We start from the raw sequence: 19,560 nt of genomic DNA on the forward strand, positions 1-19,560 counted from the left end.
CTTACTGCGCTGGCGCGTAGAGGTGCTGCTCCAGCTCGTCAACAGCGGAGTCAAACCCATTCTTGCCGCCGAACTCGTTGACGATCTCCATCGGGGTGCCGATCCGGAAGAACGGCTCGACCCTCAGGACCTTGGCATCGTGGTCCGGCTCGAATCCTTGGTCGGCGTACTTGTCGAGGAGCGCCTGAAGGGTCGCCTGAGCCTTGGACGAGTACTTGGCCCAATACCCAGTGGCGCGGACGTTGTCCGCGCGCTGGCGACGAGTGAGGGGCGGCTGGCCAAACGCGACATGGCACACAAGATCGAACGGACTGAAGTCCTTGCCGACCTCGTCGGCGAGCGCTTCGAAGAAGACGCCCTGGTCGCGCAGCTCGTTGATGATCGCCTGCTTGCTGTCGGCTTGGCTCCAGCGGGTCAGAAAAGCCTCGAGAGTCGGGTATGCGTCTACGACGCGCTTTCGCGTGTAGTCGGTGAGACTCTCGGTGATGAGCTTGCCGTCAGGACCCATGTACTGGACACGCTCGGCGACGAGCTCGACGGGCACGTCGCCGACGACGTACTTCCGGCGCCCTTCAGGCGGGTCTGGCTGGACGATCTGTGGATCAAGTGGAGGCGTCTCTACTTCGTCGGGACCGCCCTCATGCCCTGGGCCGTCCGGCGGATCGACCGGGTCGTCCGGACCGGGCGTGTAGATGACCACAGGCGCGCCATCGAAGTCGGGGTCTGCGAACAGTTCCGTCACCCGGCGGAAGTCCATGATCGTGAAGTAGAACTTGCCGTGCTCCTCGTTGATGCGAGTGCCTCGTCCGATGATCTGCTTGAACTTGGTCATCGAACTGATCGACTGGTCGAGGACGATGAGCTTGCAGGTCTGGGCGTCGACGCCGGTCGACATCAGTTCGCTGGTGGTGGCAATCACCGGGTAGCGCGACTCGGGATCGATGAAGTTGTCCAGCTCGGCCTTGCCTTCCGCATCGTCCCCGGTGATGCGCATGACGTACTTGCGGTTCTCTGCGACGAGGTCACTGTTCTCGTTGGCGAGGGCAGAGCGCATCCGCTCGGCGTGATCGATGTCCTGGCAGAAGACGATGGTCTTGGCGTATCGGTCGCCAGACTCCTCGATGTACTGGGTGACCTTCTTGGCGACGAGCTTGGTCCGTTCCTCCAGCACCATCTCGCGGTCGAAGTCCCGCTGGCTGTAGATCCTGTCTTCGATCAACTGCCCGTGCTTGTCCGTCTTGCCCGCCTCAGGACGCCAGCCGGCGAGGTCACGGTCGATGTCGATACGCACGACCTTGTACGGCGCAAGGTATCCGTCATCGATACCCTGTTTGAGCGAGTAGGTGAACACCGGCTCCCCGAAGTACGTGATGTTCGAGGTGTCAGTCGTCTCCTTCGGCGTGGCCGTCAGGCCGACCTGGACGGCGCCCCTGAAGTAGTCGAGCACCTCCCGCCACTGGGCGTTTTCGCGGGCGCTGCCACGGTGGCACTCGTCGACGACGACGAGGTCGAAGAAGTCGGGCGAGAACTGCTTGTAGATGTTCCGCTCGTCCTCGGTACCGGTGATGGCCTGGTAGATGGCGAGGAAGATCTCGAACGACGGGTCTGCGGTCCGGTTAGTGATCTTGGTCATCGCGGTGCCGAAAGGCTTGAAGTCGTTGACTCGGGTCTGGTCGACCAGGATGTTGCGGTCAGCCAGGAACAGGACGCGCTTAGCGCGGCCTGACCTCCAGAGACGCCAGATGATCTGGAAGGCCGTGAAGGTCTTACCCGTGCCGGTGGCCATGACGAGGAGCGCGCGCTTCTGGCCGTGTGCAACGGCCTCGACAGTGCGATTGACGGCCTGGAGTTGGTAGTAGCGGAGCTCCTTGCCCTGGAAGTAGTAGTCCTGCTCGACAACCTGAGTCTCTTCGGAGCCGGCTTCGATCCCCTTCCAGACGCGCCACCTGCGGTGCAACTCCTCCGGCGAAGGAAACTCGTCCAGGCTCAGCTCTCGCTCGATGGGCCCCGACGTCGCGGTTCGGTCGTGGAACAGGAACGCGTCACCGTTGGAGCTGAACACGAACGGCACGTCGAGGCGGTCGGCGTATCCGTGGGCCTGCTGCATGCCTGCGCCGACACTGTGGTTGTTGTCCTTGGCCTCGACGACCGCCAGGGGCAGGCCTGGCTTGAGGAACAGAACGTAGTCGGCGAACTTGGCGGCCTCTCGGGCATGGAGCTTCCCTCGGACCACGACCTTGCCCGGGGCGAGCGTGTAGTTCTCACGAACCTGGTTCTTCTCGAGGTCCCAACCTGCGCGGACGATCGCAGGCGTGATGTACCGAGTACGGATCTCGGTCTCCTTCAACGCCTTCTTTTCGATGCCGCTCACGGGCGTCAGCCTATGGGCGACCAGCACTCCGTTCGGGAAGAACGACCGACTCGGGTCGCTGTCCGCTGGCAGGATGCTGGTGACCACGCACACGCTTCCTGGAGCAGCCATGGCCAAGACCGTCTTCCGCAGCACCTCGTTCACGCTCCGTCACCTCGTCGACAACATCGATCGCGGCGACGTCGCGCTGCCCGAGCTGCAGAGGCCGTTCGTGTGGTCGAACTCGAAGGTCCGCGATCTCTTCGACTCGATGTACCGCGGCTTCCCAGTCGGCTACCTGCTCTTCTGGGAGACCGGCGCCGAGGTCGGCGCACGGCAGATCGGCGTCGATGACAAGGACGCCCGCGTCGCCCGCTGGCTGATCGTTGACGGTCAGCAGCGCCTCACGTCCCTGTACTCCGTGCTTACCGGCGAAGCGGTCGTGCGGGAGGACTACTCGGAGTCGCGGGTCAAGCTGGCATTCCGGCCACGGGACGGCCACTTTTCGGTCTGGGACATCGCGATCGGCAACGACCCCGAGTTCCTCGACGACGTCACGGCTCTCTGGACTGACTTCCGCGGTACCGTCTCAGCGTTCTTCGCGGCCCATGCGAAGGCCCGCGGGGAACTGGACCCGGCCACACGGAATGACTGGGAAGACGCAATCGACCGTGTCCGCGACCTCCAGAACTACCCGTTCAACGTCGTCGAGCTCGACTCGTCGGTCGACGAGGAGCAGGTCGCCGAGGTGTTCGTTCGGATCAACTCCGAGGGCGTCAAGCTCAACCAGGCCGACTTCATCCTGACGCTGATGAGCGTCTTCTGGGAGAAGGGGCGAAAGCAGCTCGAGGAGTTCGCTCGCGGATGCAAGGTCCCTTCGACCTCCGCCGCCTCGCCGTTCAACTGGTACATCGCGCCGCAGCCCGATCAACTGCTGCGTGTGTCAATCGCGCTCGCCTTCCGCCGCGCCGTCCTCAAGCATGCGTACTCCATCCTGCGCGGCAAGGACCTGGAGACCGGGGTGACGACGGTGGAGCTCCGGGACGAGCAGTTCCAGCGGCTTCAGGAATCGCAGGCCAAGGTGCTCGATCTGACGAACTGGCACGAGTACCTGCGTTGTCTGGAGCGCGCGGGCTACCGCGGAGCGAAGATGATCTCCAGCCAGAACGTCGTCCTGTTCACCTACGCCATCTGGCTCATCGGCCGGGTCGACCACGGCGTGCCGCTCGACCAACTCCGCGAGGCGGTGGCGCGCTGGTTCTTCATGGCACACACGACTTCGCGCTACTCCGGCTCGTTCGAGACGCTCGCAGAAAAGGACTTCCGTCAGGTCGAAGAGCTGGCCGCCGAGGTCGGGTTCGTGGCGGCACTCAACAAGGTTGTCGACGACACCCTGACGAGCGACTTCTGGACGATCACGCTTCCCAACGAACTCTCGACGTCCGCGTCGCGAAGCCCTGCGCTGTTCGCCTACTTCGCCGCGCTCAACATTCTCGACGCAGATGCCTTGCTGTCGACCGGCAAGGTTCGCGAGCGGCTCGATCCTGCCGTCATCGCAAAGAAGGGCATCGAGCGGCATCACCTGTTCCCGCGGGCGTACCTCCGCGACGTACTCAAGGTTAAAGACACGCGGCAGATCAACCAGATCGCCAACATGGCGCTGGTCGAGTGGAACGACAACATCGCCATCTCTGACGACGCGCCGGAGAAGTACTGGCCCGAGCAGGTCGCCTCGAAGGCCCACCTGGACTCCTCTCGCCTAGCGACGCAACTCGAGCACCACGCCCTGCCTGATGGCTGGATCGAGTTGTCGTTCACCGACTTCCTTGCCCAGCGCCGCAGGCTGATCGCCGCGGTGGTTCGGAAGGCGTTCGAGCGGGTGTCGGAGTCGGACTACGCCGCGACATATCCGCCAGTCCAATCTGCCGGCGCCACGGAGACAGGTACCAGCTCAGCGGACTCGCCGGGTTCCGCCAGCGTTGCCGATCTGCTCGCGTCCGGCCTGCTGCCGGCCGGAACGATTCTGGTGCCGGCGCGTGACTCCGTTGACGCCGTCGCCGAGATCGACGACCTCGGCCAGATCGTGCTCGACGATGTTCCGTTCACGACCCCGTCCGGGGCGGCGAGGGCAGCGAGCGGCTCGTCCGAGAACGGCTGGACGTTCTGGCTTGCCGACACTCCGAAGGGCCAGCGTCGCCTCGACGCGCTACGGGATGAGTTCCGCTCGGCCAACATCGACCCCGACCAGCCCGAGCCCAACTGACACTCGCCTCCGCTCTCCCTGACCCCCAATCGCTCGTTCCCTGTCACCTTCGCCCTCAACACTCACTGACGACCACCATCGGCTCCCAAACCAACCGTCCAGATCGCCCTTCTTCAACCCCTCATGAAGCTGCACGCATGCTACGAAGTTTCGCAGTGGGACGGGCGCCGATGTGGCCGCTGACCTGCGGTTTCACGGTTGTCGATGGCTGTTGACGGAGGTGATTTCGATGCATGGCGGCATGAAGATCTACCGCGGCGCAGCAGCCGCCGCCCGACACTACGTCGAGGCCGATCGGTCCCGGGCGGACGACTACTACCTCGCCGAGGGCAGCGGGGTCGCCATGCACTTCAACGCGACCCCCGATGGCGTCGAGCGCCGAGCCGACATGGACGGCGAGACGTACGAGCGATGGGTGGCTGGCTATGACGTCAACACCGACCTTGCGAAGGGGCGGTTGCGGAAGGGCGAGAAGGGCGTCCGGTTCGTCGAGGTCACGGTCAACGGGCCGAAGACCTGGTCGCTCGCGGCAGCCCTGAACCCCGAGATCGCAGAGGCCTACGACGCTGCTCAGATGGCCGCGGCCGAGGAGATCATCGGGTGGCTGGCGAGTCACGCGACGACGCGCGTCGGGCCGCGCGATCGGCAGGTGCAGGTGCCTGTCGAGGAGGTCGAGGCGGCCGTCGTACGCCATTTCACCTCCCGGGCCGGCGACCCTCATCGACACCTGCACCTCCAGGTCAACTCCCGAGTTTTCGCTGCCGGCGCGTGGCGAGGACTCCACACGGTCGGGGTTCGCGACAGCCTGGAGGCGATCAACGGGATCGGGCACGCGGCAGTGATGACCAATCCGGCGTTCCGCGAGGCACTCGCGCGGCATGGATTCACACTCGACGCCGAGACGGGCGAGGTCGTCGAGCTGGCGGCCTACTCAGGGGCGTTCAGCGCCCGCGCCAAGCAGATCGAGGCGAACATCGACACCTACGAGGCCGAGTGGCGGGCCGACCATCCGGGCGAGGAACCCGGACCGGCGTTGCGGCAGGCGTGGGACCGACGGGCATGGGCCGACGCCCGACCCGACAAGGTCGTGCCGACCAGCGGCGATGATCTGCGTCAGCGGTGGATCGAGGAGCTGAACGAGCTCGGCTACGTCGCCCCGGCCCGGGGCGCTCCGGTTGGCACCTTGCGGACGGGCACCGTCGACCGCGACGGTGTCGTCGAACTGGCTCTCGTCCGGCTGGGCTCACGTCGCTCGGCGTGGAACGCTGCCGACGCCCGGGGTGAGGTCGAGCGGATCATCGCGTCCGGCGGAGGCGTGGTCGACCGGGCCGTGCGTCGTGAGTTGGCAGAGGATCTGACGGCTCGCGTCATCGCCGCCTCACGCGCGCTCCTCCCGCGATCGGACGTGCCCGAGCACGTGCGTTCGTTCACGTCGGTCGACGTGCTGGCCGTCGAGCACGAGATCGTCGGTCGCCTTGCGACTCGTGCCGAGGCCAAGACGATCACCGTGATCGAGGGCGCGGCCGGGGCAGGCAAGACCGCCCGGCTGGCCGCCACCCGGGAGCGGGCGATCGCCGCCGGGCATCGGATGGTCGTGGTGACACCGACCCTCAAGGCGGCCCAGGTCGCAGAGGGCGCCATCGGCGCGGCGTCGTACTCCGCGGCCTGGCTGCTCCACCAGCACGGCTTCCGCTGGGACGAGGACGGTCGGTGGAGTCGAGGCGACTCCGTGCCCGACATCAGCGCCCGACTGCGTCGAGGCGACCTGCTCGTCGTCGACGAGGCGGGCATGGTCGACCAGGACACTGCCCGCGCGCTACTCCGTCTGGCCGACGAGACCAAGGCCCTGGTGATGCTGGTCGGCGACCGCCATCAGCTCCCCGCCGTCGGCCGTGGCGGAGTCCTGGATCTGGCGATCAGGTACGCACCCGATCGGGTGCAACAGCTCGACGGCGTACGCCGCTTCAAGGACCCCTGCTATGCCGAGCTGTCGGTGCGGCTGCGGACGGGCACCGCTCCTGGCGAGATGTTCGATGAACTCCTCGCCCGCGGCGAGATCGTCATCCACGGAAGCGGCGTCGAGCGCACCCGACGCCTTGCCGCTGAAGCCAGCGTCGGCAAGCTCGTCGTCGCCGACACCCGCGAGCAGGTGGGCCGGATCAACGCCTTCGCGCACCGGATCCGCAAAGCGACCGGTGAGGTCGACGAGCAGGTGCTGACCGCGGCAGGTGAACGGCTCGGCGTCGGCGACACCATCGCGACCCGGCGCAACGACCGCGATGCCGACGTCGCGAACCGCGAGTTGTGGACCGTCGTCTCGTGCGAACGCGGCGCGCTCACCGTCAGGGGCGAGGCGGGGACTCGTGTGTTGCCGCCTGACTACGTGCGCCACGATGTCGAGCTCGCCTACGCCACGACCGCCTACGGCGCGCAAGGCGCCACTGTCACCGAGAGCCATGTGCTGCTCGGCGAGCACAGCGGAGCAGCGTCGGCGTACGTCGGGATGACACGCGGCCGCGAGCGAAACGTCGCGCACCTCGTCGCCGAATCCGTCGAGGATGCGCGCAAGCAGTGGTGCGACGTGTTCGGACGGGACCGTGCCGACCTCGGGCCGGCCCACGCACGGGAGGCGGCGGCCGAGGCGATCGAACGCTACGGTCCGAAGGCCCGCAAGCGCCGGCCGATTCCGAGCCTTCCGCCCGAATTCGACCACCGCCGCCCCGCGCCGTCGTCATCGGGCCCGGGCATCGGATTCTGAAGCGCCGTCTGCGCAGCTGCTGGAGACCCGTAGCCGGAGGAAGTCATTCGAGCTCAGTCCGATCGCCAGAGCGTGATCAGCTGGTGGCCGACGTTGAGCCGGTCGTCATAGGGCTCGACCGTGACGCCGACGACGCATCCCGGTCCGCTCGGTGCAAGCACAACGGTGTGGCCGTTGCCCAGGTCGGCCCACCTCCGTGCGAACGCGACTCCAGCGTTCCAGGTGGCCGGGGCGGAGGGGTGCCGCGACGTCGCCAATTGCGTGGCGAGCCGTTCGGCGATCTTGGCGACGGTCGCTGCCGGCTTCATCCCGTCGCCGCTCGCCGTCGGCTCCGGGGGCCGCGGGTCGAAGCGCGTCCGGATGAACCGCACCCGCGGCTCCTTCGGAGCCGGCGCCCTCCTTGGCACCGCTTCGTGTCCGCGGACCCACGCTTCAGCCGTGAACGAGTCGTCCCCTCGGCCCAGGATCCGCACGGTGTCCGGGTGGGTCGGTCCCCGCGCGATCACAAGCGGCCACTTCCACGCCTCGCGGACCGCGTCCGGTAGGTGGAGTTCGTCCCACACGTCGACGAGGAGGGGGCCGTCGATCCAGCGGATCATCTCCTCGGGAGAGCCACCCTGAAGTAACTGCTCGTAGACGCCCTTGCGCTGTGCGCGGTCGTGCATGTCCCACTCGCGCATCGGCCCGTCACCGACGAGGTCGGGGAACGCCAGGACCGCGAAGCAGTCGGGCGTCTCGACGTGCCAGAGGGTGCTCGGCACCCAGAAGCGCCCGACTCCGGGCGCCTCCTGCTCCACCCAGTCGATGAGCCGGCGCAGGTTGAGGTCGTACCCCGCCGCCTCGAGGATCCGCGCGGCGACCTTGAGCGTGGGCGACTTCAGACCTCGTTCGTACGCCGACATTGTCGCCTGCGACGTACCGGATCTGGCGGCGAGCTCGGCCTGCGTCAGACCGCTAGCTCGTCGTGCGACTTCGATCAGGTACGCCCGATCCATTTCTCGACGATATCCGATCGGACGTACTTGGTGCTCTACGCGGCGCGGCCCACACACCTACCTGTCGCCCACGATCCTCGCGGGCCTTCGACAAGCAGGAGGAACCATGAACAGCAAGACCCACGACGTCCCGTTCCACGCGCGCCACGACGACGAGCTCCTCACGCTCGATGACGTCGCCGAGATCCTGCGGACACCGGTCAACACCGTGCGCTGGTGGCGCCAGGAGGGCACAGGCCCGGAGTTCTTCAAGATCGGCCGGCGGCTCTACACGACGGTCGGCGACCTGCGGACCTTCATCCGGATGCAGCGTTTCGCCTCTCAGCCGGTGCTCGGCAAGCCGAACGCGGTGTGAGACCCATGAACGACCCGCGCCACGTGTTCCTCAGCGCGAGCGAGGTGATGGCGCGCTACGGCTGGGGCAAGACGAAGGGCTACCAGAACCTCAAGGACCGGGAACTGGTGCCGCCGCCGGTGATGACACATCCCGACCGCTGGCGCCTCGACCAGCTCCTGGCGTGGGAGGAGAAGCGGATGGAGTTGGCTCAGGCAGCTCTTGACGCGCTCGTCGCGCTCGAGCGGGAGCCGATCGCGATCACCGACCTTCTCCCGCAGGCCAAGCGACGAAGGCACCCCGCGTGAGATGGCTCATCATCCACCCCCCGGGCTGCCCGAGGCGCTCGGACGCGCCCCTTGGTCCGGGGACCAGCGCATCCGACCGCGCGTGCTGGCGGTCGGGATCAGTCGGACAGCCTTCATGCCGCGCTCTGCGGCGGACTCGCTCGGCTCGTCGGGCTCAAGAGTGACCTCGCCCATGACCTCCAGGCTGAATGAGAAGGTGAAGTCCCCTCCGAGGAGGTCGAACGGAACGTCCCAAGGGACCACGAGCGTGCCGGCCTCTGTTTGAGCGACAAGGTGTTCGAACGCTGCTGGATCGTCCTCGTGCAGCACCACCAGTTCAGCGATACCGACCAGCGGATCGAGACCGGAGACCGTGTCCGCGATGATGCGCAGCCCGACGCCCCTCTGCTGGGCCAGCGCGATGATGTTGGCCGGCAATCCGATCGGACGCCGGGTCGCCGAGCTGATGCGGATGAGGTCTTCGACCGCTTCCACCGCCGTCATCGGGATCGGCGACTCGCCACGCAGCGGGAACGCCTCGGTGCTGACCTTGAGACCGAACTCGTCTCGCGGCCGCAGTAGGTTTCCCTTCGTAAACGCGGCGGCGAACCGAATCGCAGGTCCGATGCGCTGCACCGGTTCCCCTACCCAGTGTGCGCCTTCCGCGTGGAGCTGTACCTGCAGCGAACGCTCCGCGACCTCCCCTGGTCGCGCGAAAAGATCGACCGACAGATACCCGTCTGCATCGACCCCATGACGGTGCTCGCCACCCCCAAGCCCACGCCCCTTGACTCGGAACGTGAACAGCCGCTCGGCCAAGCTTGCTCCGTCCGCGTCCTCGATGACCCACAGCGCACGTCCGGCCGGCTCGCCGTCGAACTCGCCAACGGCAGGTCCGATCCGCAGTACCTGTTCACCGTCCGGGAGATTCCCGCCGAGTCCGCCGGGGAGGTCGACGTGGACATCACCGACTACATCCCCCTCCAACTCCACGGGCGTGCCGTACAGGTGCCACCGCTCCCATGCGGTTCGCTGCTCGGGTGTCATCCGATCCGGGTACACCGTGTAGCCGCCGGGGATGCTGCGGTCTTCGAGAGCGGTGTCGTACTTCGTCGAGACGTGCCACGTGATGTAGGGGTCGTTTGGGTCATCACGTCCCACCACGCTGGCGATCCGTCCTGCGACGACCGCGAGCACCGGCAGCTCGTTGGTCACCTCAAAGTCGTAGTCGAAGTGCGGGTCGGCGGCGTTCAGGTGGCGGTGAAGGTCGACGAGTGCGCGCGTGACGTCGGAAGGAGCGACGGCAAGCGGATCTGCGGCTAGGTTCCTGAGGTTGGTGAGCCCATTGAGATTGCTCATCTGCACGAACAACTCTCGGAGTCTGTCCATGCCGTCGCCGACGTAGTACTCACGGATGTCGGGAGACTCCAGCAGCAACTCCTCGATCTCGGTCAGTCCGAACACCTCGACCGGGAATGGGCAGTCCAGGCCGTCGGCGAGGTCAAAGAGCCACTTCTCCTGCTCGCGCGTGAGATCCATTGGCAGCGTGAGGTGCCACTTGGAGATCTTGTAGCCGAAGCTCTCTTCTTGGTGCGTCTTGATCGCTCGCTTCAACGACTTCTCGATCTGACGCTCCCGCGAGTCATTGAGGACGTCTGCGAACTTCTTGACTTGATAGTCCTCAACCTGAAGCTGGGACCCACCCGGCACCGGCACGAGGACGTCGAGACCGCCGTCGCCCTGCGACGGCTTGATGCGCCGGGCTCGTTTGTGCCTACGACACAGGCCCACTGCGATGATTCGCTCAATCGTGTCAGGGTCGACTGTGGTCCACGAGATCGTGCTCACACGCCACCGTCCTCTACTCGCCTGCTGGGATGTACTGGAACAATGTTACAGTAGTTGCGTGCATCCAGGCGTCGTCGATCGCGTGCTTGCCCTGCCCCCTGACGAGGCAGTCAAGCAGTTCGCCACCCTGCCCGAAAGCCAGTGGTTCGAGCGAAAATCCGGTCGCATCAACCCCAGGGACCTTGCCGTCCCGTTGGTGGCGATGGCCAATGCCGAGGGTGGTTACGTCATCGTCGGGATCCACGACGGGACCGTGGAAGGTGTCCAGGAGAACCGCCTAAACGCCCTGCGCCAGTCTGCGTTCGACTTCACCACGCCCGTCGTGCGGTGCTCGACAACCGAACTCACCACGAGCGACAGCCGAGTCCTGCTCGTCCTGCGAGTCGACCCAGGGGAACGTGTTCACGAAACCACCAGGGGCGATGTCTACCTGCGGGTCGGAGATGAGTCGCGGCGGCTTGGATACGCACAGCGCCGAGAACTGGAGTACGACCGGGGCAGCGCCCCGTTCGACGGCACTGGCGTCGACGCCGAGGTCGTCGACCTTGACTCCGGCCAAGTCGCTGCGTATCAGCTTTCGATCGGCGCAGCCACCCCAGAAGGCATGCTCGCGGCACGCGACCTCCTCACCCGCGACGGGCGGCTCACGGTCGCCGGCTGGTTGCTGTTCGCACAACGGCCACAGTCGCTGTTCCCGAGCGCAGTGGTTCGTGTGCTGCGCTATGCCGACACCGACCGCGGCACCGGTGCCGCGATGACGTTGTACGAAGGCGGCGACGTCCGATGTGAAGGCTCCATCCCCGAGCAGATCACGAAGGCCGCGAAGGTGATCGAGGAGTGGCTCCCCCGGGTGCAGGCCCTGGCGCCGAGTGGCAGGTTCGAACCACGACCGATCATCCCGCGTGACGTCTGGCTCGAAGGACTCGTCAACGCGGTGCTTCACCGGTCCTACTCCATGGCGGGAGACCACGTTCGAGTCGAGATCTTCCCTAACCGGATCGAGATCGAGAACCCAGGGCGCTTCCCAGGGCTCGCCGATCCCTCCAAGCCGCTCTCCATCAGCCGCTACGCCCGCAACCCTCGCATTGTCCGCGTCTGCTCCGATCTGGGGATCGCCCGGGAACTCGGCGAGGGCATCAAACGAATCTTCGGTGAAATGCGGTCCCTCGGCCTGACCGACCCGATCTACTCGCAATCGAGTGGATCAGTTCGCCTTGTCCTTTCTTCAGCCGACGCGCTGCCCGAGGACGTCCGGGCTAGCTTGCCGAAAGCCGCACGGAAGGTGCTGGACACACTCCGGCTGGAGGGTCGCCCCATGAGCACCGGCCAGATCGCCGAGCTGGCCGGCATCGCCCGACCGACGGCATCACGACACCTGCAGACTCTGCGCAAGCTTGAACTCGTTACCTGGGACGGTCAGGGACCCAAGGACCCCCGCGCGTCTTGGTCGCTGCGCTGATCTACTGCAACACCGATGTTTCAGTAGATCTTTCCAGTAGCCGGGACCGCCCGAGTGATGCACGAGAGTGATGCACGAAGCCCCGGAAACGGTGTCCAACGGCGGCGCTCGCCGATTCGACGCGAACCGCCACTAGGCCGCTGACCTGCGGTTTCGCAGATTACCGTCGACAGCCGTTGACCGGGGAACCTCGTGGCACCAGTGGCAGGCGGCGTACCCGACCGAGAGCAGCACGGGCACGTTGCGGCGCCGGGCCTCCTCAAACGGTTCGGGCCCCCACTCCCACCAGTCGACGGGGTTCTCCGCGTGTTGGAGGAGGTACGGCGAGGTCGCGTCGCGTAGCCGGTTGGACATCTGGCCAACCTAACCGTCGGCCGGTGGCGGCTCAGGGGTGGCGGCCCGCGCGCTCAGCCGGTCGGGCACCGGGGCGCTCGCCTCCGCGTCCCCGTGGATCAGCGCATGCTGCGCCGGTAGGCGGCCGGCGGCATGCCGAGCGCATCGGCGAAGTGGGCGTAGAGGCGGCTGGTCGAGCCGAAGCCGGCGCGCACGGCGATCTCCGTCGTGGTCGCGTCGGTGGAGATGAGGAGCCGCTGGGCCTCGGCGATCCGGCACTGCGACACGTAGTCACCGATCGTGACGCCCAGGTGACGCCGGAAGGTCGCCGCGGCCGTCGAGGGGTGCACGTGCGCGACGGCCGCGACCTGCGCGAGGGAGACCGGCTCCCGGAAGTGTCGGGAGATCCAGGAGGCCATCGCGGTGGCGAGGGCACGAGAGCCCGACTCCTCGGGAGCGGCGGGCCGCCCGTCGGGGCGGGCCAGGTGGCTCGCCCGGAGGAGCAACGCCTCGGCCTCCCGGCGCGCGGCCGCGGTGAGGAGCGGCTCGGAGCCGATCTCCTCGTTCCAGGTCTGCATGCTCGCCTCCAGTGCGACGGGCGCCACGAACGTGAGCAGCTCGCCCCGCAGGAGCTCGCCGGCGAAGGCCGCCGGCAGGAGGGGGGATCCCAGGACCTCGACGAGGGGAACGGTGACCCAGCGGAGGGAGACGTCCCCGCGGGCGGCCGGGTCGGGCTCGCTGGTCTCCACGATCCGGTGCGGCATCCCGGCCCAGAACACGGCGCACTCGCCGGGGCCGACGTGGAACACCGTGCCGGCCAGGTCCAGCACGGCCGTGCCGCGCAGCGACAGGACCACCTCCACGTCGTCGTGCCGGTGCGCTCGCGCCATGGCCGGGGAGGAGCTCAGCCCGCACGCGAAGCCGGAGGTCTGGTGCTCCACGCCGCCGTCGGCGAGGATCCGGGAAGAACGCGCCACCATGAGTGAAGTATTGCCCGGATGAGGGCAGCTAGCGTCGTGTCCATGGCCATCGACTCGTCCTCGACCCACCTGCCGCCCGACGACCGCACCCGGGCATCCGCCCCCACGGCTCCCGGGGCCTGGTCCCTCACCGACGCCGAGGTCGAGCGCTTCGACCAGCAGGGGTTCCTGGTGCTGGAGCAGCGGATCCCGGCGCCGCTCCTCGAGCGCCTCCAGCGAGCCGCGGAGGGCTGGGTGGCCGACGGCTCCGACCCGGACCGGGAGCGCCCGGGCGACTGGTTGTACGCCTCGCGCCCTTCGGGGCAGGTGATGTACCGCGTCGACTACCTGCACGACAAGGGACGCGCCGCCTCCCTGGAGCTGCTCGGCAGCCCGGAGGTCCTCGGCATCGCCGAGAGCCTGGCCGGCCCCGACTTCGTGCCCACCTACGAGTCCATGGTCTTCAAGTCCGCCGGTGACGGAGCGCCCATCCCCTGGCACCAGGACGCCGTCCACGCACGACGCCACCGCATCTTCAACGTCGGCGTCTACCTCGACGCGTCGGTGAGCGGCCGCGGAGCGCTGCGGGTCGTCCCCGGCTCGCAGCGCCTCGGCGCCGACACGTGCGCCCTCGCCGACGAGCACGGCTGGGACATGCCCGGCGCCGTCGAGGTCGAGCTGCAGCCCGGCGACGTGCTCGTCCACGACGACATGATCATCCACGGCTCGCCACCCGCGGTCGCCAACGAGCTGCGGCGCACCGTCTACCTGGAGTTCCGCTCCGTCCGCAGCATCGCGGAGGACGGCCCCTGGACGCTCGACTGGGCCCGCGCCCGGATGCGGCTGATCCCGCTCGCCCTGGCGGAGCACGCCCGGTGGGCGCCGCCCGAGGACCGGTACTCCTGGCGAGCGAGCGAGGAGCTGCGTCCCGACCCGTTGGGCGATGCGGACACCGAGCTGCGGGTCGTGCACGAGGTGCACACGCCCGGGGTGTGGTGCAGCCCCGGACCCGCTCCCAGCTAGACGTCCCGTCCGAGGGTCGAGGCGCGGGCGTTGAGCTGGACCGGGAGCATCAGGTGCCTGGTCTCCTCCTGCCCGGCGAGCTGACGCAGCAGCAGGGCGGCCATCTGCTGGCCCAGCTCCTCCACCGGCTGCGCGACGCAGCTCAGCGGCGGGTCGCTGCGGCTGGCGGCCGGCGAGTCGTCGAAGCCGACGAACCGGACGTCGTCGGGGACCCGTCTCCCGGCTGCTCGCAGTGCCGAGAGAGCACCCAGCGCCAGCAGCTCACCGGCCGCGAAGACCCCGTCGAGGTCGGGCTGCTCCTGCAGGACCTCGAGCATCCCCGAGTAGCCCTCCTCGATGCCCCAGTCCTTGGCGCAGTAGACCGCGCCGCTGTCCTTGAGGTCGTGGGCCACCAGGGTGCGTCGGTAGCCGACGAGCCGGTCCACTCCCGCCCCGGTCGTCTGGGGGCCGGTGATCATCCCGATCCGGCGACAGCCGACGTCGAGCAGGTGGCTGGTGGCCGCCACCGAGCCGGCGATGTTGTCCACGTCGACGTAGCTGGCCTGCTTCAGGCCCAGGGGTCGCCCCCCGACCACCACCGGGACGTGTCGCTCGAGCAGGAACCTCAGGAAGTGGTCGGACCGGTTGTCGGTGATCATCAGGAAGCCGTCGACCGTGCGTTCCCGGGAGACGTGCTGGATCAGCTTCTCCTGGTCGTGCCGGTTCTGCGCGACGTAGAGGACCAGCTGCTTGCCCTGCTCGCCCAGCTCCCTGCTGATCCCGGAGATGATCCGGGGGATGTACGGGTTGCCCCACACGTGGGCCTCGTGCTCGGCGATGACGAAGCCGATGGAGTTGGTGGAGCTGCCCGCGAGGGTGCGGGCCGCCCGGTTGATCACGTAGCCGAGCCGGTCGGCGGCCTCCAGCACGGCCGTTCGGGTGCGGGTGGCCACGCGGGTGTCGCCGTTGAGCGCGCGGCTGACCGTCGGTTGGGAGACGCCTGCCTCGCGGGCCACGTCGGCCATGGTGACGGTGCGGACCGCGGCGCGACTCATGGCCGTACGCTAGCCGAGGCCGGTCTGCCGACCGGACCGGTGCTCGTCCGCCCTCGACGTGCCGCTCACGGCCCCGGTGGTGCCTCCAGCACCACGGCACACCCGCCGGGCGGGACCCGGAGCTCGCCGTCGACCCGGCGGTCGTCGAGCAGCTCGTGGCCCGACGCAGCCACCAGCGCCTCCTCGGAGGTGTGGTTGAGGACGAACAGGTACGCCTGGTCCGCCGACGTCCTGCGGATGATCTCGACGCCGGGCGGGTGCGGGGAGGCCTCGATGCCCACGCCCGCCAGCAGGTTCCCGACCAGACGCACCAGGTCGGCCTCCCCGAGCTCGGTGCCCACGTAGTAGCACGCCCCCTCCCCGACCACGTTGCGCGTGACGGCCGGGGACCCCGCCGAGGGACCGTCGACGTACCCGGCAAGGACCTCGGCGGTGGTGACCCGGGCCCGGTCGGTCCAGATCGAGCCGACGCCGCCGTCGCTGAGCTGGACCTGCTCGTCCGCGAGGAGAGGCGCGAACTCCTCGATGACCAGGCCGAGCACGTCACGGAAGGCTCCGGGATAGCCGCCGGTGCGGACGTGGTCGTTCTCGTCGACGACCCCCGAGAAGTAGGTCAGCACCAGGTTGCCCCCCGCCGCCACGAAGTCGGCGGCCCGCCCGGCGTCCTCGTCGCGCACCAGGTACCACGACGGGGCGATGACCAGGTCGTAGGCGGTCAGGTCACCGTCCGGTGCGACGAAGTCCACGACGACGCCGTGATCCCACAGCACGCCGTACCAGCGGCGGATCTGGGTGATCGGTGTGGCGTCGACCGTGGGATGGGAGTCCAGCTCGGCCGCCCACCACGACTCCCAGTCCAGGACGATGCCGACGCGCGGCTTCTCCACCACGCTGCCGATGGCCGGGGCCAGCCGTCGCAGGTCGCTGCCCAGCCGGCACACCTCGCGCCAGACGGCTGTGTCGGTCCCGGCGTGGGGCAGCATCGCGCTGTGGAACTTCTCGGCGCCGTACGTCGCCGCCCGCCACTGGAAGAACATCGCTCCGTCGGAACCTCGGGCGACGTGCTGCAGCGAGTTGCGGCGCATCTCCCCGGCCGTCTTCGCCAGGTTGCGCGGCTGCCAGTTCACCGCCGACGTGGAGTGCTCCATCAGGAGCCACGGCTTGCCCCGGGCCAGCGAGCGCATCAGGTCTGCCGCCATCGCCGTGCGCTGCTCGCGGCGGGGATCGACGTAGAGCAGGTAGTCGTCGTTGCTGACGAAGTCGACCTCGCCCACCCACTGGTGGTAGTTGATCGGCTTGAAGAAGCTCATGAAGTTGGTGGTCACGGGCAGGGAGCTGCGACCCCGGATGATGGCCGCCTCCGCGCGGTACAGCGCGAGGAACTCGTCGGAGCTGAAACGCCACCAGTCCAGCTGCTGGGTGGGGTTGGCGAAGGACTTGTACGAGACGGCGCGAGGTGGGAGCACGTCCTCCCAGTCGGCGTAGCGCTGGCTCCACACCGCGGTGCCCCAGGCCCGGTTCAGCTCGGCCAGCGACCCGTAGCGCTGCTCGAGCCAGGTCCTGAACGACTGCGCGGACACGTCGCAGTAGCAGTGGTGGTTGTGGTCCCCGTACTCGTTCGAGACGTGCCACAGGACGACCGCCGGGTGGTCGGCGTACCTGTCCACGATGCGGCTGCAGAGCCGGGCGGCCGCCTCGCGGAACGCCGGCGAGGAGGGGCAGTACGCCTGGCGCGCCCCGTGCGTGCGTGGCACTCCCTGCGCGTCGACGAGCATCGCGTCGGGATGCAGCCGGGTGAACCACGGCGGCGGCGAGGCGGTGGCGGTGGCGAGGTCGACCGCGATGTCGTTGCGGTGCGCGAGGTCGAGGACCTGGTCGAGCACGGTGAAGTCGAACTCCCCGGGACGGGGTTCGACCAGGGACCAGGCGAAGACGCCGACGGTGACGAGATTGACGGAGGCCTCCCGCATCAGGGCCATGTCCTCGAGCCACACCTCCGGGGACCACTGCTCGGGGTTGTAGTCACCGCCGAAGGCCATGCCCTGCAGGCGTTCGGTGAGCCGGTCCATCACTTCACCGCCCCCGCGGAGAGGCCGCTGCGCCAGAAGCGCTGCAGCAGCAGGAACATGATCATGAGGGGGATGACGGAGACGAGGGACCCCACCACGACCAGGACCTGGAGGTTCGGGGCGCGGGAGACCTGCGACTGCCAGGTGTACAGCCCGAGCGTGACGGGATAGAGCTTCTGGTTCTGCAGCATGATCAGCGGGAGGAAGAAGTTGTTCCAGATCACCACGAACTGGAACAGGAAGATGGTCACCAGGGCCGGGGCCATCAGGTGCCGGGCGATCTGCCAGAAGATCCGGAACTCGCTGGCGCCGTCGAGACGCGCTGCCTCGATCAGCTCGTTCGGCACCGACGCGGATGCGAACACCCGCGAGAGGTAGACGCCGAACGGACTCACGATGGACGGCAGCAGCACCGACCAGTAGGTGTTGGTCAGGTTCACGTAGGCGAAGAGGAGGAAGAGCGGCAGGGCCAGCGCCGTCGCCGGCACCAGCACGCCGCCGAGCACGATGTTGAAGATCAGCTCGCGGCCCGGGAACGAGTACTTGGCCAGTGCGTACCCGGCCATGGAGGCGAGCAGGGTGCCGATGGCGGCACCGCCGACGGCGTAGATCACGCTGTTGACGAGCCAGTGGACGAAGACGTGGTCGTCCTCGGCGAACAGGGAGGTGACGTTCGACAGCAGCGAGCCGCTGGGTGACAGTCCCCCGCCCTGGCTCAGCTCCGCCTGCGTCTTGGTCGAGGCCGTGACCAGCACGTAGACCGGGACCATGAAGTAGGTGGCCATCAGGATCAGGAAGCCCACGGCCACGGCCACGCTGCCGGGGCTGTCCTTCACCGCGCTCCTGCGGCCGGGGCGCGACTGACCCCGGTCGGCGCGAGCGGGCGGTGGGGTGGCGGTGACGGTCATGACTCCGCCCGCCGCTGCGTGATCTTGAGGAACCCGAAGGACAGGACGAACGTCGCGAGGGCCAGCGTCACCGAGAGCGCGGCGGCGTAGTCGTAGTTGTTCTGCGAAGCGTTGAGGACCACCATGTTCGGCGTGTAGGTCGAGGTGATCGTGGTCGCGATCTTGCTGAACACGATCGGTTCGGTGAACAGCTGCAATGTGCCGATGATGGAGAACACGGCGGTGAGGACGAGCGCCGGCAGGATCGACGGGATCTTGATCCGGGTCGCGATCGCCCAGTTCCCCGCGCCGTCGATCTTCGCCGCCTCGTAGATCTCCTGCGGGATCGCCTGGAGTGCCGAGTAGAGGATCAGCATGTTGTAGCCGGTGTACGTCCACGTGACGACGTTGGCGATCGACCACAGGACGAGCTGGGAGCTGAGGAACTGGGGGTGGACCCCCACGTCGCCCAGGGCGCTGACGATCGGCGACAGGTTGGGGCTGTAGATGAAGCCCCAGATCAGCGCCGCGATCACGCCGGGGATGGCGTAGGGCAGGAAGTAGGCGATCCGGAAGGTCCGCTTGAACCGCGCCAGGGTCGAGTCGAGCAGCAGCGCGAGGATCAAGGCGGTCACGAGCATCACCGGCACCTGGACCACCCCGAAGACCAGGACCCGCACGACGCTGGACCGGAAGTCCGCGTCGTCGAGCACGTTGCCGAACTGCGCGAGCCCGGCGAACTGCTCCTGCGGAGTGCCGAACACCCCGCCGGTGCGCGTGATCTTGTGCAGGCTGCGCCAGAACGCGTAGATGATCGGCAGCAGGTAGAACAGGACGAAGGGGATCAGGAAGGGCAGCAGGAAGAGCGCGGGTGCCAGGCCGACCCGCGACCTGCCCTGACGTGGTGCCTCGCCGGACACGTCCGCAGGCATCTCGTGCACGGTCATCGGTTCTCCGATCC

Annotated in this window: 14 protein-coding genes and 1 pseudogene; 6 read left to right on the forward strand and 9 right to left on the reverse strand. The window is 67.7% G+C overall.

Going from position 1 to position 19,560, the window contains the following annotated elements; translation table 11 throughout:
• Position 1: 1 nt before the first annotated feature.
• Positions 2-2,515, reverse strand: a complete 2,514-nt coding sequence (hsdR, locus tag ACFO9I_RS02695; protein WP_379177533.1) for an EcoAI/FtnUII family type I restriction enzme subunit R — start codon at positions 2,513-2,515, stop codon at positions 2-4.
• On the opposite strand from hsdR, the gene ACFO9I_RS02700 reads away from it, so the two are divergent.
• Together ACFO9I_RS02700 and mobF are read left to right on the forward strand one after the other, a co-directional pair.
• Positions 2,481-4,613 (forward strand): GmrSD restriction endonuclease domain-containing protein, encoded by a 2,133-nt coding sequence (locus tag ACFO9I_RS02700; protein ID WP_379177535.1) that lies wholly within the window; start codon positions 2,481-2,483, stop codon positions 4,611-4,613. The genes hsdR and ACFO9I_RS02700 overlap by 35 nt on opposite strands.
• 241 nt (positions 4,614-4,854) lie before the next feature.
• A complete protein-coding gene (mobF, locus tag ACFO9I_RS02705; RefSeq protein WP_379177537.1) occupies positions 4,855-7,371 on the forward strand; it encodes a MobF family relaxase in 2,517 nt (838 codons plus the stop codon).
• A 53-nt stretch (positions 7,372-7,424) separates the two neighbouring features.
• Here mobF and ACFO9I_RS02710 read toward each other — a convergent pair whose 3' ends face one another.
• On the reverse strand, positions 7,425-8,366 hold the full coding sequence (locus tag ACFO9I_RS02710; RefSeq protein ID WP_379177539.1) for a helix-turn-helix domain-containing protein: 942 nt from the start codon (positions 8,364-8,366) through the stop codon (positions 7,425-7,427).
• Positions 8,367-8,472: 106 nt separating this feature from the next.
• Here ACFO9I_RS02710 and ACFO9I_RS02715 point away from each other — a divergent pair, with 106 nt between their 5' ends.
• Entirely contained in the window at positions 8,473-8,721 is a 249-nt protein-coding gene (locus tag ACFO9I_RS02715; RefSeq protein ID WP_379177541.1) for a helix-turn-helix domain-containing protein, read from the forward strand.
• A gap of 5 nt (positions 8,722-8,726) precedes the next feature.
• A complete protein-coding gene (locus ACFO9I_RS02720) occupies positions 8,727-9,008 on the forward strand; it encodes a hypothetical protein (RefSeq protein ID WP_379177543.1) in 282 nt (93 codons plus the stop codon).
• Positions 9,009-9,017: 9 nt separating this feature from the next.
• Here ACFO9I_RS02720 and ACFO9I_RS02725 read toward each other — a convergent pair whose 3' ends face one another.
• Positions 9,018-10,835, reverse strand: coding sequence for a hypothetical protein (locus tag ACFO9I_RS02725; RefSeq protein WP_379177545.1), 1,818 nt, complete (start codon positions 10,833-10,835; stop codon positions 9,018-9,020).
• A gap of 58 nt (positions 10,836-10,893) precedes the next feature.
• On the opposite strand from ACFO9I_RS02725, the gene ACFO9I_RS02730 reads away from it, so the two are divergent.
• Entirely contained in the window at positions 10,894-12,294 is a 1,401-nt protein-coding gene (locus ACFO9I_RS02730; RefSeq protein WP_379177547.1) for an ATP-binding protein, read from the forward strand.
• Between the two features lie 192 nt (positions 12,295-12,486).
• Here ACFO9I_RS02730 and ACFO9I_RS02735 read toward each other — a convergent pair.
• Together ACFO9I_RS02735 and ACFO9I_RS02740 are read right to left on the reverse strand one after the other, a co-directional pair.
• Positions 12,487-12,648, reverse strand: a pseudogene (locus ACFO9I_RS02735) (DUF255 domain-containing protein); the annotation flags it as partial.
• A 98-nt stretch (positions 12,649-12,746) separates the two neighbouring features.
• Positions 12,747-13,607, reverse strand: a complete 861-nt coding sequence (locus ACFO9I_RS02740) for a helix-turn-helix domain-containing protein (RefSeq protein ID WP_379177549.1) — start codon at positions 13,605-13,607, stop codon at positions 12,747-12,749.
• Between the two features lie 42 nt (positions 13,608-13,649).
• On the opposite strand from ACFO9I_RS02740, the gene ACFO9I_RS02745 reads away from it, so the two are divergent.
• Positions 13,650-14,609, forward strand: a complete 960-nt coding sequence (locus ACFO9I_RS02745) for a phytanoyl-CoA dioxygenase family protein (RefSeq protein ID WP_379177551.1) — start codon at positions 13,650-13,652, stop codon at positions 14,607-14,609.
• Here ACFO9I_RS02745 and ACFO9I_RS02750 read toward each other — a convergent pair.
• From ACFO9I_RS02750 to ACFO9I_RS02765, 4 genes are all read right to left on the reverse strand, one after another.
• Positions 14,606-15,643, reverse strand: coding sequence for a LacI family DNA-binding transcriptional regulator (locus tag ACFO9I_RS02750; protein ID WP_379177553.1), 1,038 nt, complete (start codon positions 15,641-15,643; stop codon positions 14,606-14,608). The genes ACFO9I_RS02745 and ACFO9I_RS02750 overlap by 4 nt on opposite strands.
• A gap of 65 nt (positions 15,644-15,708) precedes the next feature.
• A complete protein-coding gene (locus tag ACFO9I_RS02755) occupies positions 15,709-17,712 on the reverse strand; it encodes a beta-galactosidase (RefSeq protein ID WP_379177555.1) in 2,004 nt (667 codons plus the stop codon).
• Positions 17,712-18,548: a carbohydrate ABC transporter permease gene (locus ACFO9I_RS02760; protein ID WP_379177557.1), complete on the reverse strand. Its 837-nt coding sequence runs from the start codon at positions 18,546-18,548 to the stop codon at positions 17,712-17,714. The genes ACFO9I_RS02755 and ACFO9I_RS02760 overlap by 1 nt, the downstream gene beginning before the upstream one ends.
• Positions 18,549-18,616: 68 nt before the next feature.
• A complete protein-coding gene (locus ACFO9I_RS02765; protein ID WP_379177559.1) occupies positions 18,617-19,546 on the reverse strand; it encodes a carbohydrate ABC transporter permease in 930 nt (309 codons plus the stop codon).
• Positions 19,547-19,560: the final 14 nt, after the last annotated feature.

It is taken from the genome of Nocardioides sp. GCM10023255, assembly GCF_042653125.1.
In the GTDB taxonomy this organism is placed as follows: domain Bacteria; phylum Actinomycetota; class Actinomycetes; order Propionibacteriales; family Nocardioidaceae; genus Nocardioides.